This is a genomic window from Arthrobacter sp. AZCC_0090 (genome assembly GCF_014207375.1).
In the GTDB taxonomy this organism is placed as follows: Bacteria; Actinomycetota; Actinomycetes; order Actinomycetales; family Micrococcaceae; genus Arthrobacter.
Map to the genome: position 1 here is coordinate 23950 of NZ_JACHEE010000003.1, position 22619 is coordinate 46568.

General features: G+C 64.5%; 22 protein-coding genes and 1 riboswitch. Of the genes, 11 read left to right on the plus strand and 11 right to left on the minus strand.

All coding sequences use genetic code 11. The annotated features are described in order from the left end of the window. Positions 1-4 precede the first annotated feature (4 nt). Together HNP00_RS05460 and HNP00_RS05465 are read right to left on the minus strand one after the other, a co-directional pair. Positions 5-646 carry a DUF1003 domain-containing protein gene (locus HNP00_RS05460; protein WP_184737410.1) on the minus strand — a complete coding sequence of 214 codons (642 nt, stop codon included), beginning with the start codon at positions 644-646 and terminating at the stop codon, positions 5-7. Positions 647-695: 49 nt separating this feature from the next. After that, positions 696-1979, minus strand: coding sequence for a magnesium transporter MgtE N-terminal domain-containing protein (locus HNP00_RS05465; protein WP_184736822.1), 1284 nt, complete (start codon positions 1977-1979; stop codon positions 696-698). Positions 1980-2056: 77 nt separating this feature from the next. Between HNP00_RS05465 and HNP00_RS05470 the strand changes: the two genes are divergently transcribed. Then, positions 2057-2878 carry a general stress protein gene (locus HNP00_RS05470; RefSeq protein WP_184736824.1) on the plus strand — a complete coding sequence of 274 codons (822 nt, stop codon included), beginning with the start codon at positions 2057-2059 and terminating at the stop codon, positions 2876-2878. A gap of 73 nt (positions 2879-2951) precedes the next feature. Here the strand turns inward: HNP00_RS05470 and HNP00_RS05475 are convergent, their stop codons facing one another. Continuing rightward, entirely contained in the window at positions 2952-4535 is a 1584-nt protein-coding gene (locus HNP00_RS05475) for an aminopeptidase P family protein (RefSeq protein WP_184736826.1), read from the minus strand. 80 nt (positions 4536-4615) lie between these two features. On the opposite strand from HNP00_RS05475, the gene HNP00_RS05480 reads away from it, so the two are divergent. Beyond that, positions 4616-5461 carry a PHP domain-containing protein gene (locus HNP00_RS05480; protein WP_184736828.1) on the plus strand — a complete coding sequence of 282 codons (846 nt, stop codon included), beginning with the start codon at positions 4616-4618 and terminating at the stop codon, positions 5459-5461. 16 nt (positions 5462-5477) lie between these two features. On the opposite strand, the gene HNP00_RS05485 is transcribed toward HNP00_RS05480, so the two are convergent. The 4 genes from HNP00_RS05485 to thiE form a co-directional block, all read right to left on the minus strand. After that, positions 5478-6341 (minus strand): site-specific DNA-methyltransferase, encoded by an 864-nt coding sequence (locus HNP00_RS05485; protein WP_184736830.1) that lies wholly within the window; start codon positions 6339-6341, stop codon positions 5478-5480. An 8-nt stretch (positions 6342-6349) separates the two neighbouring features. After that, positions 6350-8053, minus strand: a complete 1704-nt coding sequence (locus tag HNP00_RS05490) for a DEAD/DEAH box helicase (RefSeq protein WP_184736832.1) — start codon at positions 8051-8053, stop codon at positions 6350-6352. A 288-nt stretch (positions 8054-8341) separates the two neighbouring features. Then, positions 8342-9853, minus strand: a complete 1512-nt coding sequence (locus tag HNP00_RS05495; protein WP_184736834.1) for an RNB domain-containing ribonuclease — start codon at positions 9851-9853, stop codon at positions 8342-8344. Positions 9854-9890: 37 nt separating this feature from the next. Then, complete coding sequence (thiE, locus tag HNP00_RS05500) at positions 9891-10580, minus strand: thiamine phosphate synthase (protein WP_184736836.1); 690 nt, start codon at positions 10578-10580, stop codon at positions 9891-9893. Between the two features lie 26 nt (positions 10581-10606). Continuing rightward, positions 10607-10727, plus strand: a riboswitch (TPP riboswitch). On the opposite strand from thiE, the gene thiO reads away from it, so the two are divergent. From thiO to HNP00_RS05520, 4 genes are all read left to right on the plus strand, one after another. Continuing rightward, positions 10718-12043 (plus strand): glycine oxidase ThiO, encoded by a 1326-nt coding sequence (gene thiO, locus HNP00_RS05505; protein WP_184736838.1) that lies wholly within the window; start codon positions 10718-10720, stop codon positions 12041-12043. (Overlaps the previous riboswitch by 10 nt.) Further along, complete coding sequence (gene thiS, locus HNP00_RS05510; RefSeq protein ID WP_184736840.1) at positions 12040-12276, plus strand: sulfur carrier protein ThiS; 237 nt, start codon at positions 12040-12042, stop codon at positions 12274-12276. The genes thiO and thiS overlap by 4 nt, the downstream gene beginning before the upstream one ends. A 3-nt stretch (positions 12277-12279) precedes the next feature. After that, a complete protein-coding gene (locus tag HNP00_RS05515; RefSeq protein ID WP_184736842.1) occupies positions 12280-13086 on the plus strand; it encodes a thiazole synthase in 807 nt (268 codons plus the stop codon). Positions 13087-13148: 62 nt separating this feature from the next. Continuing rightward, the gene (locus tag HNP00_RS05520; protein WP_184736845.1) at positions 13149-13814 is read left to right on the plus strand and encodes a 4a-hydroxytetrahydrobiopterin dehydratase; all 666 of its coding nucleotides are present in this window, start codon (positions 13149-13151) and stop codon (positions 13812-13814) included. 65 nt (positions 13815-13879) lie between these two features. On the opposite strand, the gene HNP00_RS05525 is transcribed toward HNP00_RS05520, so the two are convergent. From HNP00_RS05525 to HNP00_RS05535, 3 genes are read right to left on the minus strand one after another with little or no spacing between them, the layout of a single operon-like run. Next, entirely contained in the window at positions 13880-14182 is a 303-nt protein-coding gene (locus HNP00_RS05525) for a hypothetical protein (protein WP_184736847.1), read from the minus strand. Between the two features lie 37 nt (positions 14183-14219). Continuing rightward, positions 14220-14444 (minus strand): DUF3107 domain-containing protein, encoded by a 225-nt coding sequence (locus tag HNP00_RS05530; protein ID WP_184736849.1) that lies wholly within the window; start codon positions 14442-14444, stop codon positions 14220-14222. Between the two features lie 50 nt (positions 14445-14494). Further along, entirely contained in the window at positions 14495-15151 is a 657-nt protein-coding gene (locus HNP00_RS05535; protein WP_395893786.1) for a TetR/AcrR family transcriptional regulator, read from the minus strand. Between the two features lie 85 nt (positions 15152-15236). Between HNP00_RS05535 and moeB the strand changes: the two genes are divergently transcribed. Together moeB and HNP00_RS05545 are read left to right on the plus strand one after the other, a co-directional pair. Next, the gene (moeB, locus tag HNP00_RS05540; RefSeq protein ID WP_184736851.1) at positions 15237-16436 is read left to right on the plus strand and encodes a molybdopterin-synthase adenylyltransferase MoeB; all 1200 of its coding nucleotides are present in this window, start codon (positions 15237-15239) and stop codon (positions 16434-16436) included. Between the two features lie 52 nt (positions 16437-16488). Continuing rightward, positions 16489-17481, plus strand: a complete 993-nt coding sequence (locus tag HNP00_RS05545; RefSeq protein ID WP_221451236.1) for an SDR family NAD(P)-dependent oxidoreductase — start codon at positions 16489-16491, stop codon at positions 17479-17481. A 186-nt stretch (positions 17482-17667) separates the two neighbouring features. Here HNP00_RS05545 and HNP00_RS05550 read toward each other — a convergent pair whose 3' ends face one another. Beyond that, entirely contained in the window at positions 17668-18996 is a 1329-nt protein-coding gene (locus HNP00_RS05550; protein WP_184736853.1) for a glutamyl-tRNA reductase, read from the minus strand. Positions 18997-19144: 148 nt separating this feature from the next. On the opposite strand from HNP00_RS05550, the gene hemE reads away from it, so the two are divergent. The 3 genes from hemE to hemQ all read left to right on the plus strand — a co-directional run bounded on the left by hemE (position 19145) and on the right by hemQ (position 22563). Continuing rightward, a complete protein-coding gene (gene hemE, locus HNP00_RS05555; RefSeq protein WP_184736855.1) occupies positions 19145-20284 on the plus strand; it encodes a uroporphyrinogen decarboxylase in 1140 nt (379 codons plus the stop codon). Positions 20285-20307: 23 nt separating this feature from the next. After that, positions 20308-21789 carry a protoporphyrinogen oxidase gene (hemG, locus tag HNP00_RS05560; RefSeq protein WP_184736857.1) on the plus strand — a complete coding sequence of 494 codons (1482 nt, stop codon included), beginning with the start codon at positions 20308-20310 and terminating at the stop codon, positions 21787-21789. Positions 21790-21861: 72 nt separating this feature from the next. Continuing rightward, positions 21862-22563, plus strand: a complete 702-nt coding sequence (gene hemQ / locus HNP00_RS05565; RefSeq protein ID WP_184736859.1) for a hydrogen peroxide-dependent heme synthase — start codon at positions 21862-21864, stop codon at positions 22561-22563. Positions 22564-22619 lie beyond the last annotated feature (56 nt).

Below are 22619 nucleotides of genomic sequence, written 5' to 3' on the forward strand. Positions count from 1 at the left end.
ATGTTCAGCTTTCAGGCTGGTCGGAACCTGAATGCGGCCTCGGCGAGGTTCCGACGGTCGAGAGTCCGGATTCAGGTTGCGTGGCGCTGGAATGCGCAGGGTGGATTTTGGGGATCTGCTGTGTGCGGGGATTGCGCTGTTTGTCGCGCTTGTCCTTGACTTTGTCCTTGGCTTTCTCGCCGCCGTTGGAGCCATTTGAATTGTTCGTACCCAGCTCTTCCTGGGCTTCAAGCAGATCGGACAGCAGCGAGCGGAGTTCGGCGCGCACGTAGTCCCTCGTGGCGACTTCGCGCAGGACGATGCGAAGAGCGGCGACCTCACGGGTCAGGTATTCCGTGTCGGCCAGGTTGCGCTCATCGCGTGCCCTGTCCTGCTCGATCGTTACCCGGTCCCTGTCGTCTTGGCGGTTCTGTGCCAACAGGATCAGCGGTGCTGCGTAGGACGCCTGCGTGGAGAAGAAGAGATTGAGGAGGATGAACGGGTAGGGATCCCATTGGAAGCCGAATAAGCCGACAACGTTGAACGCGATCCAGACGACGACGAAGATCGTCATGTAGAATAGGAAATTCGCCGTGCCCATGTAGCGGGCAAAGCGCTCGGCAAATCGGCCGAAAGCATCGGGATCATTGCCAAAATTCGGCAGCATACGGGAACGCAGCTCAAGCGGGGTGTCCAGGCCTCCGCTAGTGGGCTTCTCAGCCAATTCGGCCTCCTAGTTTCCTGATCGGAGCTCCATCATCGTGGGTTCGCCAGTCGTCCGGGAGCAAATGGTCCAGAAGGTCATCAACAGTCACCGCCCCCACCAAGCGACCGGCGCTGTTGACGACCGGGAGGGAATTAAGGTTGTAGGAGGCCATGGTGTGGCTGACTTCGCTGACGCTGGCGTGATCGGAAACCGGTTCCAAGTTCTTGTCCACGATGCTGCCCAACTGTTCCGGCGGGGCGCTGCGGAGCAACTGCTGGATGTGCACGACGCCGAGGAATCGTCCCGTGGGGGTCTCCAACGGCGGGCGGCAGATAAAGATGGCAGAGGCCAGAGCGGGGGATAGTTCTTCGCTCCGCACATGGGCAAGCGCTTCAGCGACGGTAGCTTCCGGGGGCAGAATGACGGGGACCGGGGTCATCAGGCCGCCGGCGGTGTCCTCGTCGTACTGCAGGAGCCGGCGGACGTCGTCCGCTTCGTCCGGCTCCATCAAGAGCAGCAATTCCTCGGCCTTCGCGGAGGGCAGGTCCGCCAGCAGGTCTGCGGCGTCGTCCGGGTCCATTTCTTCCAGCACGTCGGCTGCGCGTTCGTTGTCCAATGCGGACAGGAGCGTCACCTGGTCTTCTTCCGGCAATTCCTGGAGAACGTCGGCCAGGCGTTCGTCCTGGAGCTCGCTGGCCACTTCAATCCGGCGCTTGTCCGACATTTCCTGGAGTGCGTCGGCAAAGTCGGCCGGTTTGAGGTCTTCGTGGGTGGCAACGAAGTGGCTGGCACCCTGGGGATCGTTCTCGGAGCCCTGCAGGGTGTCCGCCCAGTCCACGAGAAGAGTGTGGCCCCGGCGCAGCCCCCGAAGCCTGGAGGTCGACGTCCCACGGCGAATGAAGAGCTTGGAGACCAACCAGTCGCCGTTGCGCTGCTGGTCCATGGCGATATCTTCGATGATGGCCTCGCCACTGCCGTCCTTGAGCGTCACTTTGCGGTCAAAGAGCTCGCCGACCACCAGTTGCTCTGCACCGCGTTGCTGGAAGCGGCGGAGGTTGACCAGCCCGGTGCAAATGATCTGGCCCTGGTCCATGGACGTCAGCCGGGTCATGGGAACGAAAACGCGCTTCTTGCCCGGAACTTCGACGACGATGCCCACTGCGTGCGGGGCCCCGCGCAAGCCGCGCGAGAGCACCACGACATCGCGCAGCCGGCCCAAACGATCCCCCAGGGGGTCGAAGACATCGAGGCCGAGCAGGCGCGCAACAAAGACGCGTGAAGGATTTGTGCTCACAGTTACAGGCTACCGAGTCTGCTCTCTTTTAGCTGAATTTCAGCCGCTTCACATGTGTATGGGACAGAATGGGGGGTATGGCGAACATTTTCGGTGCCCCTAAGGCCACGGAGGAATCCCGCAGTGTCCCCAAAGGTGACACGGTGGGCTCCTACACCTCCTATCTCGATGCCCAGAAAGCGGTGGATTATCTGGCTGACCAGCAGTTCCCGGTCCAGCATGTCTCCATTGTGGGAAACGACCTCAAAATGGTCGAACGGGTAACGGGACGGCTGAGCTACCCGCGCGTCGCACTGTCAGGCGCCCTGAGCGGCATGTGGTTCGGCCTGTTCGTTGGGGTCATGCTGTCGTTCTTCACCCCGGCCGGGGGCCCGTTCTCGATTGTGACATCGGTCCTCATGGGTGCGGCGTTCTTCATGCTCTTCGGGATCGTCACGTATGCCGCCCAGCGCGGGAAGCGGGATTTCACGTCCACCAGTCAGGTAGTGGCGACGAACTATGACGTCATTGTCGCGCTGGAAGCATCGCAGGAAGCCCGCCGACTCCTTCATCAATTGCCGATGAATCCGTCCGAGGCGGCGTTCGGCCGGCCGCCTCAGGCGTACACGCCGCAGGACTACCAGAACCCGCCGGTCCAGCCCGGACCGCAGGGTCCGGCGCCGGAACGGCCAGCTTCCTGGCAGGACCCTTACGGTCAGCGTGGACCCGAGGCCGGACAGGAAGCAACCGGTGCGCCAGCCCAGCCGGCCGCGGAGGTTCCAGTCCAGGCGGCACCGCCCACCACCGGCGTGCGCTACCCGGACCTTCCGGACGGCCGGCCGCAGTACGGTGTGCGGGTGAACGACGCCGGAAACGGCCAGAAACAGGATGCTGACGGTGAGGACGCGGCCAAACAGTAGTCAGGCCACCCAGCGCAAAGAGGAGGGCTACCGGATCTCTCCGGTAGCCCTCCTCGTGCGTTTGCCTCAGTGATTAGGCTTCTTCGTCCTGGTAGATGCCTGCCATCCAGGCCTCGACGTCGTCCGCCTTGCGGGGGAGAGCCGCGCTGAGGTTGACGGGACCGTCGGCGGTCATCAGGATGTCATCCTCGATCCGGACGCCGATTCCGCGGTATTCCTCCGGAATGGCGAGGTCCTCGTTCTTGAAGTAGAGCCCGGGTTCTATGGTGAACACCATGCCCTCGGTGAGCACTCCGTCCAGGTAGAGATCGCGCTTGGCCTGGGCACAGTCGTGGACGTCCAGGCCCAGGTGGTGGCTGGTCCCGTGCGGCATCCAGCGGCGGTGCTGCTGGCCATCGGGACTGATGGCTTCTTCCACAGAGACTGGCAGCAAACCCCACTCGGCGAGGCGCTCGGCAAGGACCGTGGTGGCGGCGGTGTGGATGTCGCGGAACTTCACACCCGGCTGGGCTGCGGCAAATCCGGCGTCTGCGGCGTCAAGGACGGCTTCGTAGACCTTGCGCTGGACGTCCGAGAACTTTCCGTTGGCCGGAATGGTGCGGGTTACGTCCGCTGTGTAGAGCGAATCTGCCTCCACGCCAGCGTCCAGGAGCAGGAGCTCCCCGGCGTTGACCTTTCCCGTGTTCCGGGTCCAATGCAGCACTGTGGCGTTGTTTCCGGCGGCCGCGATGGTGTCGTAACCGAGTTCGTTGCCTTCTTCGCGAGCACGGGCGAAGAAGGCGCCTTCGACGACGCGTTCGCCGCGGTGATGGGTCATGGCGCGGGGGAGGGCGCGGACCACGTCGGCGAAACCCTCGACCGTAGCCGCGACAGCGATCTTCATTTGCTCGACTTCCCAAGGGTCCTTGAGAAGTCGAAGCTCGGAGAGAGCCTCGCTGAGGAGTTCGTCCAGGGCATCGAGTTCGCTGAGGTCCAGGTTCTCCGGATCTTTGGCCGTGTTGTAGCGGGCGGTGTCTACGAGGGCATCGATGTTCTCGTCCACCTTGCGGACCAGGCGGATGGAGATTCCGCCGATTTCCGCGGCGCCCACGTTCTTGGTGATGGCCATCTCGAGTTCGTCGATATGAGCGGTCTTGAGTCCGAAGCGTGCCTCGAATTCGGCGAGCGTGGGACGGGCGCCGATCCAGAACTCACCGGAGCGGGAGTCGGCGTAGAACTGTTCCGTGTCCCGGCCGGCCAGCGGACGGAAGTAGAGCGTGGCGAGGTGGTTGCCGCCGTCGTCGCCGGTTCCTTCCTCGACAGGTTCCAGGACCAGCACGGCATCGGGCTCGTGGTCCAGGCCCAATCCGGTGAGGTGCGCAAAGCCGGAGTGGGGGCGGAAGCGGTAGTCGCAGTCGTTCGAGCGGACCTTGAGAGGGCCCGCCGGTACGACGAGGCGCACACCGGCAAACTTGGCGGAGATGGCCCGACGACGCGTGGCGGCGTGGTCTGCGACGGCGTCGCGCGCAGGGGTCACCTGCGGGGCAGGCGCCCAATTGCTGGCCATGAACGCCTTGAAGGCATCGGATGTGGGCCGCTGGGAGCGGTTGTTGACGCGCTCCTCCAGGGGCTGGGAGGCTGTGGTTTCACCGTTTTGGGTGTTATCTGCATCGTTCACCGTCCCATCGTCCCATCAAGGCCGACACTAGGCCAACGCCGCAACGGTCCAAGCCGCCCCTGATCAAATAGGCTTGGAAAGTGAAGATCGACCTGCACGCGCACTCCAATGTTTCCGACGGGACCGAGGCTCCCGCGGGAGTGATCGCCTCGGCGTCTGCAGCGGGCCTGGATGTGGTGGCCCTGACAGACCACGACTCCACCGATGGCTGGGATCAGGCGTCCGCTGCCGCCCTGGAATTCGGTGTGGCCTTCGTGCCGGGGATGGAGATATCCTGCCGCACCCGGGAGGGGATCAGTGTCCATCTGCTGAGCTATCTCCACGATCCAGATCATCCCGGCCTGCTTGAAGAAATCACCAAGGCGAAGGACGCGAGGCTCACCCGCGCCAAGCGGATGGTCACGCTCTTGGCCGAGGACTATCCCTTGAGCTGGGACGACGTCATCCACCATGTGGCTCCTGGCGCGACCGTTGGCCGTCCGCATATCGCCGACGCCCTTGTGGCGGCCGGCGCAGTAGCGGACCGCTCCGAGGCTTTCACCGCGATCCTCACCTCACACTCGCGCTACTTCGTGCAGCACTACGCACCGGACCCGGCGCTCGCCGTCGAGCTCGTCCGTGCGGCGGGTGGCGTGCCCGTCTTCGCCCATCCGGTCGCCTCGGCCCGCGGCCGTGTGGTCGGCGAACGGACTTACCGGGAAATGATCGACGCCGGACTGCAAGGGCTGGAAGTGGAGCACCGGGACAACCCCGAGGAAGGCCGCGTGTTCCTGCGGCGCCTGGCTGCCGAGCATGGGCTGTTCATGACGGGTTCCTCCGACTACCACGGAACCGGCAAGCCCAATCTGTTCGGGGAGAACCTGACGTCCCCGGAGGTCCTGGCCCTCATCGAGGAACTCGGCACGGGGAGTTCGGTGATCCGCTGACGGAGGTCCCGCAGAGCTAGTTCGGGTAAAACGTCGCCTTGCCGTCCAGGCGCTTCCGCATCACGTCGATAGCCGGTGCGTTTTGGTCCACGCACACGAACCTTCGATCCAGTTTCGACGCGACGGATCCGAGCGTGCCGGAACCGGCAAAAAAGTCCAGGCACCAGTCTCCTGGCCGGCTGGATGCCGTAACGATCCGCCGGACCAGGCCTTCCGGTTTTTGCGTTGGATAGCCGGTCTTTTCCTTGCCGGTGGGCGAAACGATGGTGTGCCACCAGACGTCGGTGGGAAGCTTCCCCAGCTCCCGCTTGGCTGGCGTCACGAGGCCAGGCGCCATGTACGGCTCGCGGTCCACTTCGGCATTGTCGAAGTGGTACTTGGCGGGATTCTTGACGTACACGAGGATGTTGTCGTGCTTGGTGGGCCAGCGGTTCTTCGCGCGGGCGCCGTAGTCGTAGGCCCAGATGATCTCGTTCAGGAAACACTCCCGGCCGAAGATCGAGTCCAACATGACCTTGGCGTAATGCACCTCGCGGTAGTCGAGATGCAGGTACAAGGTGCCGTCGTCGGCGAGCAGCCGCCAGGCTTCCAGGAGCCGTGGTTCCAGGAAGGACCAGTAGTCGCTGAAGGCGTCGTCGTAGCTGTGCAGGGCGCCCTTGATGGTGTCATAGGAGCGGCCCTTGAAGCCGACGCGGTCGCCGTCGCCTTCGGCATTGCGGACCATGCGCGTTTCCTGGCGGCTCTGGACACGGCCCGTGTTGAAGGGCGGGTCCACATAGATCAGTGTGAAGGCGCCGTCCGGCAGCGTCGGGAGGAAATCCGCGTTGTCCGCGTGTACCACCAAGTTGCTGCCGTCCGGCGCCCAAACAGTGTCAGTCATTGAGGCCGTTAAGCCTCGGTGCTCTCGGCGGAAGCACCGGAAGCGGACACCACTTCGCCGTTGCGGCGGCGGGTGCGGGAACGGCGAGCGCGTGCAGGCTTGTCCGCGCCCTCGCCGGACTGACCGGACTGGGGTTCGGCAGACTGAGCGGTACCTTCGGCAGGGGCTGCCTCGCCCTCGGACGTACGACGGCGGCGGGTGCGGTTGCGTCCACCCTCGCCGCTGCCCTCGCGGGAGGGAGCGTCGCCGGACTTCGCGCCGCGGCGGCCACTGTCGCGTCCGCCGTCTCGGCTGGAGCGCCCACGCCCGGAATCGCCACTGGAACGGGAGTTCTTCTTGCCGGTCTCGCCCAGGTCTTCGAGGACCTCGGCGTCGACGCCCGCAAGGGTGCGCTGGTTGCGGGGGAGACGGCCTTTAGTGCCTTCCGGAATGTCCAGGTCGGAGAACAGGTGCGGGGACGAAGAGTATGTCTCAACAGGCTCGGGGGAATTCAAGCCCAGGGCCTTGTTGATGAGGGCCCAGCGGGGGACGTCGTCCCAATCGACAAACGTGACGGCGGTGCCCTTGTTGCCGGCGCGGCCGGTGCGTCCAACGCGGTGCAGGTAGATCTTCTCGTCTTCGACGCACTGGTAGTTGATGACGTGCGTGACGTCGTCAACGTCGATGCCACGGGCCGCGACATCAGTGGCCACCAGGACATCGACCTTGTTGTTGCGGAAGGCGCGCAGCGCCTGTTCACGCGCACCTTGGCCGAGGTCGCCGTGGATGGCCGCGGCAGCGAAGCCGCGATCCACGAGTTCCTCGGCAACCTTGGCGGCGGTGCGCTTCGTCTTGGTGAAGATGATGGTCCGGCCGCGGCCGCGGGACTGCAGGATGCGAGCGACGACCTCGGTCTTGTCCATGCTGTGGGCACGGTAGATCAACTGGCGGATGTCGCGCTTCGTCAAGCCTTCGTCGTTCGGGTCCGCGGCACGGATGTGCGTGGGCTGCGTCATGTAGCGACGGGCCATGGCAATGACCGGGCCAGGCATGGTGGCCGAGAAGAGCAGGGTCTGGCGGACGGCGGGAGTGCCGGCAATCAGGGTCTCGACGTCCGGAAGGAAGCCGAGGTCCAGCATCTCGTCTGCTTCGTCGAGAATCACCATGCGAACGTTCTTGAGGCTCAGGTGCTTCTGCTTGTAGAGGTCGATCAGGCGGCCGGGCGTACCGACAACCACCTCGACTCCCTTCTGCAAGGCTTCGATTTGCGGTTCGTAAGCACGGCCGCCGTAGATCGTGGCGATGCGCGCGTTGCGCTTCCGGGACGCCGTCTGGAGGTCGTTGGCCACCTGAACGGCGAGTTCGCGGGTAGGAACAATCACCAGGGCCTGGGGTGCGCCGGGAACTGCGAGCTTGTCATGGCCGGCGTCGCTTGGTCCGACGACGCGCTGCAGCGCCGGGATTCCGAAGCCGAGGGTCTTTCCGGTACCGGTCTTGGCCTGGCCGATGATGTCGTGTCCGCCGAGGGCTACCGGGAGGGTCATGGCCTGGATGGGGAAGGGGTGGGTGATTCCGGCGTCGGCGAGCGATTCAACGATGTCGGCGCGGACGTTGTAGTCGGCGAAGGACTTTTCTGCGATCTCGTGCGGCGTTTCGTCCGAGGAAATGGTTTCCTCGGGTTCGATCGTTTCGGTTCCGTCTGTCAGAACTTCATGGGTGTGCAATTCACTCACAGTGGAGTTTTCCTTATTCATTTGGGCTGCGCTGCGTGCTCAACGGTGGTGGCAGGGCCGTTCCGGAGCACGAATGGGCGCAAGCAAATCCAGTGGAAGCCGATCGCGGGCTATCTAAATACTGGCACTGGTGACCAGCTGGTGTATCTCAAGATCGCGTAGGGGCGGGCTTGTTGATGTCAAAAAATTAACTGAATCAACGACCGGGCATCCATTACTACTCACACAGTCTAGCGTCTGGGGGCCGTAAACCCCGGATCGTGGTCCCAAGCCTGCGGACGATCCGCCCTATGCGAGGAGTTCGAAGGTGATTTGGCGGGTCGCGATGTCCGCCTCGAGCAACTTCACGCGGACCTTCGTCCCGGACTCCATTTCACCGTCGCAGCGAGCGGTGACTGCGGGCTCGGCGATCTGGACGATGCCGAAAGGGCCGCGTGGAACCCCGTTCCCGTTGCCGTTCCCATTGCCATTTCCATTCCCGTTGTTGCCGTTGCCGTTGTTCTTGGCGGGTTTCGATCCGGAGATGACGACGGCGTCGAATTCCTCGCCGATATGGTTCACCAGAAGCGCGGCCTCCACCGTGTCCAAAGCCAGCCGCTCCATCCGGTTGGCAAGCTGGTCTGACCAGGCCATGATTTGCGGCAGGCTCGGGAGGGCGTTCCGTGCCCATGCGGGGATCTCGGTCCCGTTGCTCAGTGCTTCGCAGATGACCAGAACAAAGCGATCGATGAGCCGCCGCAGCGGCGCGGTCGCATGTGCATAGGGGGCGCCAATGGCCGACTGCATGACGCTGTCCGGCACCTCGCCGTCGAAAGGCGTGTAGCCGGCGCCACGGAAGAGCATTCCCGCCGAATGGAGAATGGCCAGTTGCCGCGGATCACTGCCATCGAGGGTCCGCAGATATTCGCCGTAGCTGATCCCGCCGGTCCAGGGTTTGCCAAGCGCCCCGGTCTGGCGCTTGAAATGGAGCAACGAGCGCTCATCGGGTGCGGGCATGGTGCGCAGGATTCCCACCTTTCCGTCGAGCATCAGCTGGGCGGCGGCCATCCCGGTCATGAGCGAAATCTGGGCGTTCCAGTCCTCTACCGGCAGCGGGGGAGCCGCAACGATCCTGTACCCCTCGCCGTCGGGCAACTGGACGATTTCCTGTTCCGGCATGTTCAGGCTGGCTCCGCCGCGGCGGCGTTCGAGTTCCACTCGCTTGAGCCCAACCTCCTTGAGGAGTTGCAAGACCTGACCCGCCGTTCCCGAATCAATCTCCGCCTGGACTCCCTTGTAGTCGAGCTTGGCGCGGCTGCGCACCCTGGCCCGACGCACGGAGACCGTGCTGAACTCAGCGTCGGCGTCGAGCTCGAAGTCCCATACGAACGCGCCGCAGGTCTGGCCAGCCAGCAGGCTTGCCGCGCGCTCGCTGATGATCTCGGGGTGCAGAGGTATACGCCCATCGGGGGCATAGTACGTTTGCCCGCGGTGGCGGGTCTCGGCGTCGAGCGCCCCTCCCGGAGTCACGAAAGAGGGCACGTCGGAGATCGCGTAGAGAACCCGGTAACCATCGCCGGATCGCTCAATGAAAAGGGCTTGGTCGAGGTCCGTGGAAGATGGCGGGTCGATCGTGATGAACGGAATGTCCGTTTGGTCCTGCGTCGGCAGGGCATGGCCGGAAACCGCAGCTTCGGCGTCGCGCAGCGCGTCGAGGGGATAGCCAGCGGGCAGCTCAAGCTCAGTTCGAAGCGCCGCAAGCGCCTCTGCGAGCGTGTTCGGCGTTTCGCTGACATTCGGGGCTATCCGCTGATGTGACACGAAAGTCAGGGTAACGCCAAAATCCCGTGGAGTCTTGCTAGGCCGCCGCAGCGTCGAGGGCAGCCAGGAGTGCCTGGGCAGCCGCCGTCGGATCCTCTGCGTCAGTGATGGCCCGCACCACCACGATGCGGCTGGCACCGGCTCGCACCACTTCCTCAACGTTGCTCAGATCGATGCCGCCGATCGCAAACCAAGGGAGCACAACGCCGCCCACCGTCTCTTCGTCTGCCTTCTTTACGGCGTTGGCGGCGTACTTCACCAAGTCGAGTCCGACGGCGGAGCGCCCCGGCTTGGTGGGGGTTGCCCACACCGGTCCGACACAGAAGTAGTCCAGTCCGCTGCGGCCAGGCGAAGCGGCGATGGCAGCGTCAATTTGTTCTGGCGTGTGCGTGGAGAGGCCGATGATGGTGGGGTCGTGGAGCAGCTTCCGCGCCGAGCGCAGCGGAATGTCCTTCTGGCCGATATGGAACACCGGAGCGCCGGAGAGGGATGCCACGTCCGCTCGGTCGTTGACGGCCCAGAGACGGCCGTGACGGTGCGCCACGGAATGCAGGACCTCCAGCAGCTCCAGTTCCTCGGCCGCCTCAATGGTCTTGTCCCGCAGCTGGATGATGTCCACGCCGCCCTCGAACGCGGCATCGACAAACTGCTCAAAGTCGCCCTGCTGCTTGCGGGCGTCGGTGCATAGGTACAGGCGGGCAGTGGTGTGGACATCATGCTGGGTCATGGAAACAGAGTAGTTCCTCTAAACTGGGCTGGTACCGCGGGAGCCGCGGCGGCAGTCACAATCGCCGCGCGGCTGAGAGGGCTTCAGCGCCGACCGCTTGACCTGATCCGGCTAGTACCGGCGTAGGGAAGGACCCCATGGACGAAGTAAACACTCAACACGAACTCCTGCACGAGCCTTTGCACGCGGATGTGGCGGTGATCGGTGGCGGTGTCATTGGCCTCGGCATTGCGTGGGAAGTCCGGAGATCCGGCCGCTCGGTTGTTCTGATCGATCCCGCACCGGCCAGCGGCGCTACCTTCGCGGCAGCGGGCATGTTGGCGCCCGTCAGCGAACTGCATTACCAGGAAGAGGACCTCCTGGAACTCATGCTCGAATCGTCGGCATTGTGGCCGGACTTCGAACGCGATGTGACTGGCTCAAGTACCCGAAGCAGCACGGGATACCGCACGACGCCGACCCTCGCCGTCGGCGCGGACGCTGCGGACCGCCGGGCGCTCGCCGACCTCCGGGACGTCCAGTTGGCCAACGGCCTGGTGGTGGAATCCGTGCCGCTACGTGAGGCACGGGAGCGCGAGCCTCTGTTGAGCCCGCAAATTTCCTGCGCCTTCCACATCCCAGGCGACCACCAAGTGGATCCGCGCCGGCTTTCAGCCGCGATTCTAGGCGCGCTGGCAGACCACCAGCCCGGCGATTCCACTTGGATTCCGGGAGTCGAAGGCGGTTTTGCGGTCCAGGACACTGCGGCTGGCCTCCTGTGGGAGGACGGGCGCGTCGTCGGGGCTTTGCTGGACTCAGGCATCAAAGTGCTCGCCACGGAAACAGTGGTTGCCAACGGGCTGCACGCCGCCCGGTTGAACGGACTGCCGGATGGCCTGTCGCTCCCGTTGCGTCCGGTGTATGGCGACATACTGCGGCTCCGCGTCCCGGACCACCTGCAACCCCTGGTCACCGCCACCGTACGAGGAATGGTGCGCGGTGTGCCCGTATATATCGTCCCCCGCGACGACGGGACCGTGGTGATCGGCGCGACGCAACGTGAAGACGGCTTGTCGGCGTCCGGAGGATCGGCCAACCCGGTGTCAGCCGGCGGCGTGTACCAATTGCTCCGCGACGCCCAGGTACTTGTCCCGGCTGTTGCCGAACTGGAACTCCTGGAAGCGACTGCCCGTGCCCGTCCGGGCACTCCGGACAATGCACCGCTGCTGGGCCGGGTCGGCACTGAGGATGGCGGGGACACGGCCGTGCCCGGCCTCATCCTAGCGAGCGGCTTCTTCCGCCACGGTGTGCTCCTCACCCCGGCAGCGGCGAAAATCTGCGTCGGACTCATGGATGGCGCCGTCGATCCCCGGTGGAACAAATTCCGCCCGGACCGCTTCTCCCGCCCCCTTTCAGCAGTAAGGGCCTCCACAGACGGGCTATCGGCCGCCACCTCAAATCCCCTTCCGAAGGACCACGCATGAACATCAAGTTGAACGGCGCAGACCACACACTGAGCGACGACGCGTCTGTCACCACCCTCGTCAGTCACATCACGGGACGGGTTGTGGACTCCAGCGGCCAGGCGGCCGACGGACGCAAGATCGGCATCGCCGTCGCACGCAATTCCGAAGTGGTGCCGCGCAGCCAGTGGGCTGCCACCGCGCTCGCAGAGGGCGACGAAGTCGAAATCGTCACCGCAGTACAGGGAGGCTGAACCATGACCACAGCAAGCACTCAAGCAACGAGCACCCAAACCGACGCCTTGGTGATCGACGGCGTCGAGTTCGGCTCGCGCCTCATCATGGGGACCGGCGGGGCGCCGAGCCTCGACGGTCTGGGAGCGGCCCTGCTGGCATCGGGCACCGAACTCACCACCGTTGCCATGCGGAGGTACTCGCCCACGGAAACAGGCTCCTTGTTCCAATTGCTCGTGGACCACGGCATCCGTGTCCTTCCCAACACCGCTGGTTGTTTTACGGCCAAGGACGCCGTCATGACGGCCGAGCTTGCCCGGGAGGCCTTGGAAACGGATTGGGTGAAGCTCGAGGTCATCGCCGACGAGCAGACGCTCCTGCCGGACGCCGTGGAGCTGGTGGATGCTACGGAGAAACTGGTGGACCGCGGCTTCAAGGTCTTCGCCTACACCAACGACGATCCCGTGCTGGCCCTTCGACTGGAAAACCTCGGGGCTACGGCGGTGATGCCCCTGGGCGCGCCTATCGGCACCGGCCTGGGCATCTTGAATCCACACAACATCGAGCTGATTGTGTCCCGCGCTTCGGTGCCGGTAGTGCTCGACGCCGGCATCGGCACCGCATCCGACGCCGCGTTGGCCATGGAGCTCGGTTGCGACGCCGTGCTACTGGCCACCGCGGTGACCCGGGCCCAGAACCCGGTGCAGATGGGCGAGGCCTTCAAACACGCAGTCATCGCCGGTAGGCTGGCGAAGCAGGCGGGCCGCATCCCGCGCCGGGAGCACGCTCTGGCGTCCTCGGCCATGGAAGGACGGGCCGAGTTCCTTTAGCGGGCTTCCGCTGGCCGCTCGGGGAATCCTGCGAAAGATTCCACGTCAGCGAAGGAGCCCCCATGGCCGGCAAGGATGACATTCTCGCCAGGACCGCGATCGATGACGCTTTGGCGGAGCTGCCGGACTGGCGATACCGCCTCGGCAGCATCGTCACCGTCTACAAATGCCCGACGTCGGCTGCCGCACTCGAGTTGGTAGCCACCATCGGGCGTATTGCCGAGCAACAGAACCACCACCCGGACTTGGACTGGCGGTACAACCGCGTGTTTGCCCGGTACACCTCCCACGACGCAGGGAGCGAGGTAACGCAGCGCGACATCCGGGCGGCCACCGACGCCAGCCAAGCCGCCGCGGAGCTTGGTGCCGTGGCTGAACCGGGACTCTACCGGACCGTTGAGGTCGGGATAGACACTGCTGATCGCGAAGGGATTTCGGAAGTCTGGCGGGTTGCCCTTGGCTACCGCAAAGGCCGCTTTGGAGACCTCGAGGATCCCTACGGCCGCGGGCCGAATGTGTGGTTCCAAGTCACCGAAACGCCGAACCCGAACCGGATTCACGTGGACGTCCACCGAAGCGAGGCAGAATCGGGACCTGCCCTGGAGAAGACCGCCGCGACCGGGGCTTTAATGAACCATGACCACGCACCCAACTGGGTGGTGGTCACGGATTCACAGGGAAACAGGCTGTGCCTCTGCACCGAAGCAGGCCACCAACCGGATCTGTAATTGGAGCTTCAGCGCTGATAGACGCAGCGTCAGCTAGATGTAGCGCACGCTAGACGTTGCGTCCGTTAGAGCCGCAGCGCTGCCGTCAGCTGGGCGGTGTCGTGCCGGGTGCGATGGCGGCCCAGGAAAAACGCGACAACCGCGGAGGCCACAGTGCCCAGAATGACCGGGAGGACCCACGGAATCCACGTCACTCCGGGCTGGTAGCCAAAACCGAGTTGGATGAAGACCATCCAACTCAGCATGGCGACGGCGACCGAAACACCGGCCGGGAGGGCGATTCCGTACGTGCCACGATGTTTGTCATTTCCCCAGACGATGAAGCCTGAAGCGACAGTGGCTAGCGCCACGATGACAAGTGAGAGCATGCGGACTCCTGGCTCGCTGGTGTTCTGACGTAAAAGCTTAGAGGGCGCCGAAACCGACCCTGCGTACTTCCTCGGCTCCGATCTCAACATAGCCGAGGACGTTGCCAGGGACGATGACCTGGCGGCCCTTCTCGTCGGTGAGACGCAAGTCTGTTCCCTTGGCAATGGCTTCGCCCACGATCTTGGCGACAGCCTCGGCATCCAGAGCGGACTCCAGCACGATCTCACGGCCAACGTTCTGAATGCCGATCTTTACTTCCACAGCAGGGCCTCCCAGCCAATCAAGAATTTACTCAGTCCTCTATTTGTAGCCTAGGACTCTTTGGGGAAGCGACTGATTCCGCGCCAAGCTAAACGGTAGATCAAATCGCTGGCCACATCGAGGTCCAGATTGCCATCGGTTTCGAGCCAATAGCGGGCGCTGACCTGCGCCATTCCGGCCAGGCCCCGGCCCAGCAACTGGGCCTCCAGCGGGGGCAGCTTGGTGTCTTCGGCAATGACCTTGGCGACGGCGTCGGCGAACGTGCGGTTGAAAGTCTCCAGGCGGGAACTGACGTCCGGATCGTTGATGAGGTCGGATTCGAAAACGAGCCGATGCGCCTGGTCATCGCTTGCGATGAAGCGATAGTAAGCGCGCATGACGGCCTGGACGCGTTCCTTGTTGTCCGAGGTCGAATTCAGTGCCGTGAGCATCTGGTCCGTGAGCATGGCCAGATGGCTGTCCAGGAGTGCCATGTACAGCTCCCGCTTCGATGGGAAGTGTTGGTACAGTACCGGCTTGCTGACGTGGGCTGTCTCGGCGATTTCGTCCATGGCTGCGCCGTGGAAGCCGTTGGCAACAAACACTTCCAGGGCGGCATTCAGGAGTTGGGCCCGGCGTTCATCGCGTGGCAGCCTCGCCGAGCGCGGCGCACCGGTCCGATCCTGCCTGACCTGTGCCTCCTGTTTGATACGTGAACTCTCAGCCACTTGTCTGCCGCCTTTCCTTTGCAGTTATGACCACAATACTGCGCAGTAATATGACCGGGCGGCAGCGGCAGGCATACTTTGGAGTATGGCCACTACTTTTGCTGCCCAAACGTTGCCGTCCTCCCTGCCGCCCCTCGTGGAACCGGCCGGGGAGCTGACCCCCGAAGAGGTTGAACGCTACTCGCGCCACCTCATTATTCCCGAAATCGGAGCAGCCGGTCAGCGTCGGCTCAAGAACGCGAAAGTGCTCGTGATCGGTGCCGGCGGATTGGGCTCACCCGCCCTGCTTTACCTGGCCGCGGCCGGGGTGGGGACGCTTGGCATTGTGGACGACGACGTCGTCGACCTTAGCAACCTGCAGCGCCAGATCATCCACGGGGTGGGTGATGTGGGCCGGCCGAAGATTGAATCGGCGCGGGACGCCATCAAGGAACTCAACCCGCTCGTCGACGTCCAGCTGCACGACATGCGCCTGGACTCCTCGAACGCTTTGGAACTCTTCGCCGGCTACGACCTCATCCTCGATGGCGCGGACAACTTCGCCACCCGCTACTTGGTGAACGACGCTGCCGCCATTCTCGGCAAACCCTACGTCTGGGGATCAATCTTCCGCTTCGACGGCCAGGTCAGCGTGTTCTGGGAGAAGCACGGTCCCAGCTACCGCGATCTGTACCCCGAGGCACCTCCTGCCGGCTCTGTCCCGTCCTGTGGCGAAGGCGGCGTGTTCGGCATGCTGTGCGCCGCCGTCGGCTCGCTCATGGTGACGGAGGCAGTCAAGCTGATCACCGGCGTCGGGCGCTCCATGCTGGGGCGCGTGGCGCTCTTTGACGCACTCGGCGGCAGCTGGCGCGAGATCAAGGTTTCAAAGGACCCGGAGGCCCAGCCGATCACCGAACTGACCGACTACGAGGCCTTTTGCGGCATCACCCAGGCGCCAGCAACCGATTCCATCCCGACAGTCACGGCCACCGAACTCTCCGCGATGCTCGCGGCCCGCGGGGCAGGGGAACGCGACTTCGAACTGGTGGACGTCCGCGAGATTGGTGAACACGAGATTGTCAGCATCGACGGTTCGGTGCTCATCCCGCAGGGACGCATCCTGGCCGGGGAGGCGTGGACGGAGCTCCCGCAGGACAAGGAGATCGTGTTCCATTGCAAGGGCGGCACCCGTTCGGCGGCGGTGCTCGCGGCGGCACAGCGTGCCGGTTACACGCGCGTCAGCCATCTCGACGGCGGGATCATGGCTTGGGTGCGCGACGTCGAGCCCGGCAAACCGGTCTACTGACCCCGATAGCGCTGGTGAAGCCTTAGTACCGATGAACCCGAAAGGTCCTGACATGAGCGAGGAATCCATGACGACACCGCAGCGCCCCATCGGATCGGGGTTCGGCCACGGGTCCACAGCGTCGGACGTGCTCGCGGGGGTGGACCTCCACGGTAAGACGGCCATTGTCACGGGAGGCTACTCCGGGCTGGGCTTGGAAACGGTGCGGGCCTTGTCCTCTGCGGGAGCCCGGGTCACGGTTCCCGCCCGGCGTCCCGAACACGCCAAGGAAGTCCTCGCCGCAGCCGGCCTGGCACCGGAGCAGGTGACCGTGGAGGCTTTGGATCTGGCCGATCAGGCAGCGGTGAAGGATTTCGCGTCACGGTTCCTGGCATCGAACCCAACGCTGGACATCCTGATCAACAACGCGGCCATTATGGCTAGCCCCGAGCAGCGGGTAGGGCCAGGCTGGGAATCCCAATTCGCCACCAATCACCTGGGCCACTTCACGCTTCTCAACACGTTGTGGCCGGCGCTGGCAGCTGCCGGTTCGGCCCGTGTAGTGTCTTTGTCCTCCACCGGGCACAAACTTTCGCCCATCCGTTTCGAGGACATCAACTTCGAGGGCGGCTACGACAAGTGGAAGGCCTACGGCCAGGCAAAGACGGCCAACGCGCTGTTCGCCGTGGAGCTGGACCGCTTGGGCCGGTCCTCCGGGGTGCGGGCCTTCGCGGTCCATCCCGGCGGCATCATGACTGAGTTGCAGCGCCACCTGCCACGGGAAGAGATGGTTGCTGCCGGGTGGATGGATGCCGAAGGCAACGTCAGGGAGGGTTTCAAGACCCCGGAGCAGGGAGCTGCCACGTCCACTTGGGCAGCGACGTCACCGGCCCTGGAGGGCATGGGCGGGGTGTATTGCGAAGATTGCGATATTGCCAACCCCACGGACCCGGACTCGCCTCTAGCCCGATACCAGGGCGTCGACGCGCACGCAGTGGATCCGGATTCCGCGGCAAGGCTGTGGGCTGTGTCCGCGGAAATGACGGGCGTCAACGCTTTCGCCTAGGACCCTGCGGTTCGCGAACCACCACGATTCTCGAACCACTATCAGGGACATGCCCATTCGCGGTGATTGCCGATGGACATAATCCTGTTATGTCCAGTCTTAGCGATCAGGGGAGCGCATGCTCTGAGTGAGTTCGAGCGTGGACAACGCCACCCGGGGCCGGCGGCGGACGGCGTCGTGGTTGGGCTAGGCGCTTTCAGCCTGCTGTTGCGACTGCTGGTGGTCCACAGGGCATTCAGCTGCTGAAGCGGCGGCAACAGGCTGCTCCACCTGGATGCCATACAAGGCCTCGAGTGCGGACACGTACTCGTCCTGCTGGCCGTTGGCGGCAAGCTCTCGCGCACGGACAGTGGGGATATGGAGCAACTGCTTCACCATGCGGCGGAGTGCGAACTCGACTTCTTCGGCCGCAGCGGTGCAGCCGTGCCGTGCCCGGACTTTTTCCATCTCGGCGTCGAGGACGCCCATGGTGTGGCGGCGGAGCGCCACAATGGCGGAGTCAACAGAGCGGGCTTCCCGCTCTTGTTCGAAGGCCGCTGCCGCGCCGGAAACAATCGTGCTCGCTTGTGCCAGCGACTCGGCCTGTTCCTGGGGTGCTGCCAGCCGCACGGATTCGAGCGTCAGGAGCTCGACGCCGTCGAGCTCGCCCACCGCGGGGTCGAAGTCGTGCGTGAGCGCGAGGTCGATCGCGATGAGTGTTTGCGTGGACAACGCGCGGACCTTGGCAAGCTCCGCGGCCTCCACGCGGGTGTCCGATCCGCTGCAGCCGATCATGACGTCCGCTGCGGCGACGGCGGCGGGAAGAGTTTCGGCGTCGAGCGCGGTTCCGCCGCGCGTCGCTACGAAAGCCTCGGCCCGGCCTGACGACGAGTAGACCGACACATCGGTGCAGCCACGCTCGCGAAGAAGTGACATGGTGGCTCCCGCATAAGCACCGGTTCCGAAGACGACCACCTTCTTGGTGCTCCAGTCGGCGTTCTCCGAGAGATCCGTGGCGAGGTCCAGGGCAACCGAAACGATGGACAAGCCCCGCGAGCCGAGCGCTGTTTGCGCGCCGACGTCCTTGGCGGTTTTTGAAGCGGCCTGGAACAAGCGGACAAGACCGGAACTTGCGGTTCCTTCATGTTGGGCGGTGATGAGGGCGCGGCGTACCTGGCCGGCGATTTCGCGTTCGCCGACGACGGCGGAGTCCAGTCCGGCGCTCACGGCAAAGAGGTGCCTGCTGACCTCCGGGCCGGTGCGGGTGCTGAAGGCGCGTGAGACGAGTTGCTCATTGAGCCCGCTCAAGCCACTGATCTGCGTGACGAGCGCGGAGCGGGCGGCTTCGAGGTTCTCGACATGCGGCGTTTCGCCATAGATTTCGTAACGGTTGCAGGTGGCGAGGACCACGGCGCCGGAGACAAGTTGGGAATCGGCCAAAGCGGACGAGGCAACCTCAGATGAACCGTTGCTCAACTGAGCGACGGTTTCGAGGTCGATGTCGGCGTGTGTAGCCACCAATGAGAAAAGAACCACAGCAAAGCAATCATAGCTTTTTCGGCGCCATGTAGAACAACGCACCTCAGTGGTTCTCCGCACTGCCTGGAGTGACGCCCACCACGTCGCATTGCGGTGGACAGGCTGTCGTTATCTTTTGCGCCGGATCTTCGGCACAATCGAAGGCATGACTTCCAGTTCTGCACTGCCTCATTCTGTGTCGGCCAACTCTGTGTCGGCCACTGGCGCTCCCGGCACCGTCGCCTCAAGCCTTGACGCAAGCCACCCGCTCATGGATGGCCGCACCGCAGACTCTCCGTTGATCCAGGCTTACCGTGGCCGCAAACCGTCCCGTCGCCCGGTGTGGTTCATGCGCCAGGCCGGCCGATCCTTGCCGGAATACCTCAAGGTCCGTGAAGGCGTTGCGATGCTGGACTCGTGCCTGCGTCCTGAGCTCGCCTCGGAAATCACCTTGCAGCCCGTCCGCCGCCACGATGTGGACGCCGCCATCTTCTTTTCCGACATCGTCATTCCGCTCAAGCTGGCGGGAGTCGGCGTGGACATCGTGCCCGGAGTCGGGCCTGTCTTGGACAAGCCCGTCCGCACCGCAGCTGACGTCGCTGCGCTGCCGCAGCTCACGTGGGAAGCACTCGAGCCGATCCGCGAGGCCGTGCGCCTGACCGTGGCGGAGCTTGGCACCACACCGCTGATCGGCTTCGCTGGTGCGCCGTTCACTCTCGCAGCGTACATGGTGGAAGGCAAGCCGTCGCGCGACCACCTCGGCCCTCGCACCATGATGCACGCCGATCCGGAATCCTGGACCGCTCTGGCCAACTGGGCCGCGGATGCTTCCGGAATGTTCCTGCGGGCGCAACTGGAAGCAGGCGCCTCCGCCGGGCAGCTGTTCGACTCCTGGGCCGGCTCCCTCGGACTGGCCGACTACACCAAATATGTCGCCCCCGCCTCGGCCCGTGCCCTTGACCACGTTCGCCACCTCGGCGCGCCGCTGGTCCACTTCGGCACCGGAACGTCCGAGTTGCTTGTCGCCATGCGCGACGTCGGAGTGGACGTTGTGGGCGTGGACTACCGACTCCCCTTGGACGAGGCAAACCGACGTCTGGGCGGCACCGTGCCCTTGCAAGGCAACATTGACCCCGCGCTCCTCTCCGCGCCGTGGGAAGTCCTGGAAGCGCATGTCCGTGAGGTGATCGCCGCGGGCTCCGGAGCCCCGGGCCACGTCCTGAACCTCGGCCACGGTGTGCCCCCGGAGACGGACCCCGCCGTCCTGACCCGGGTAGTGGAACTCATCCACTCGATTCCTGCGTAGCGGGAATGCGGGGTGTAGCCGGTATGCGCGGGGCACAAACACAGCCCGAACACGCACTTCCGGGAGATTCAGCAGCTGGCCTGGCCGTCGTCGTAGGCGGCGGCATGTCCGGCCTGCTAGCGGCACGTGGACTGGCCAAGGCCGGCATCACCGTCACTGTGCTTGAAGCGGGTGACGCGTGGGGCGGTTGCGTGGGAAGCCACACCGTCGGCGGCCTTGAGCTGGATAGCGGGGCCGAATCCTTCGCCACCAGGTCCACCGCCGTCGCCGACCTGGCCCGTGAGCTTGGGCTCGGTGAAAACATCGTCACGCCGCATCCGGGGGGTGCCTGGGTGCAGTTGCCCGACGGCCCGCAAGAGCTTCCGAAGACCGGTGTGCTGGGAATTCCCTCGAATCCCTGGGACCCGGAAGTTCGCCGATCCTTGGGCCTTGCCGGTTCCCTGCGCGCGTCCCTTGACCGCTACTTGCCCGCATCGGTCGGAACATCGGCTGATGTCACGAGTGTCTCCGCGTTGGTCCGGTCACGAATGGGCAAACGGGTGCTCGAACGGCTTGTGGCACCTGTGGTGGGCGGAGTGCACTCTGCCGATCCCGGAGTGCTCGACGTCGACATGGTGGCCCCCGGCCTCCGCGCAGCGTTGCGCCAGCATGGTTCGCTTGGCGCTGCAGTGGCCAGTCAGCGCAAAGCTGCTTTGGGATTGGCTGCTTCAAGTCAAAACGGAACCGGGGCGGCGAAGGCCGGATCCGCCGTCGGCAGCTTGAAAGGCGGGATGAACACCCTGATCACCGCCCTCGTCGCGGAGCTGCGCTCTCGAGGCGTCACCCTGATCTCCGGTGCCCGGGTGGATTCCATCACCCACACTGAAAGCGGCTGGCAAGTTTCCGCCGCGGACACAACGTACGACGCCGGGCGGCTCGTGGTGGCGCTCGACGGTCCGGCCGCCGTCGGGCTACTGGAGGAGGCACTTCCGGAGCTGTCCGGGCTGCGTCCCGCCGCGGGCCCGTTGGTGAGCCTGGTGACCTTGGTAGTGGACGTGCCTGAACTGGACCGGCGCCCACGCGGCACAGGCATCCTTGTTGCTCCGCAGACAACCGGGATCGAGGCGAAGGCGCTCACGCATGCCACGGCGAAATGGGACTGGCTTGCTGACGAAGCCGGCCCCGGCACACACGTGCTGCGGCTGTCCTACGGGCGGGGAGAGGGGGCGGACGCCCCTGAATCGGCAGCTGCACTCAGTGACGATGCTCTGTTTGAGGCTGCGCTCCGTGATGCCTCGACCTTGCTGACCGTGCCGATTGTCCGCGAAGACGTGCTCGATTGGGACGTTGTCCGCTGGGCGGGCGCCCTGCCGTTCGCTGCCGTCGGTCACAAACAGCGCGTTGGCGAGGTGCGCCGCATCTGCGCCGAAGCCGAGGGCCTGTCCGTTGTTGGAGGCTGGCTCGCGGGAAACGGCCTGGCTGCCGTGGTTGCCGATACCCGAGCGCAGATAGACGCAATATTGTGAAATGCAGCACTTCTACGTCTTGTAGAAGTGCTGCATTTCGACTTAGCGGCATCCACGGGGCAGACTTGTACCATGAGCCACACTTCTGCCGAATCTGTCACTAAAACTGCCGAATCCGAAGAGCAGTTCTTTACGCTGTGGACCGTGTTCAAGCGGTCGGACGATGTCCTGCGCAGCGCCGATGCTGTCCAGGATTTCGAGCAGCTGGCTGCCAAGCTCGCCGAGGACGGCGTGGTCCTCCGCGGAAGCTACGACGTCTCCGCCATGCGCTCCGATGCCGACATCATGGTGTGGCTCCACGGAGCCAAGCCCGAGGCCCTGCAGCAAGCGGTCCGTGACATCCGCCGTAGCACGCTTTTCGCCGGCACTGAGATCGTCTGGTCCGCCATGGGTGTCCACCGCGAAGCCGAATTCGCCAAGAACCACGTCCCGGCCTACGCCCGCGGCGTCGAGCCCAGCACGTGGCTGTGCGTCTACCCGTTCGTCCGCTCCTACGAGTGGTACATCCTTCCGGCCGAAGAGCGCGGCAAGATGCTTCGCGATCACGGTATGCTGGGCCGCGACTTCCCGCAGGTCATCTCCAACACCGTGTCCTCCTTCGCCCTCGGCGACTGGGAATGGATTCTCGGCCTGGAAGCACCTGAACTTGTTGACCTTGTTGACCTCATGCGCCACTTGCGGGCCACCGATGCGCGCAACCACGTCCGTGAAGAAATCCCGTTCTACACCGGCCGCCGCATCACCGCCGCGGAGATTGCCGAGGTCCTCGCGTGAGCGGCCGCCACGCCACCGGGCCCGCCAGCCTCACCGAGGTCAATGACGTCACCGAG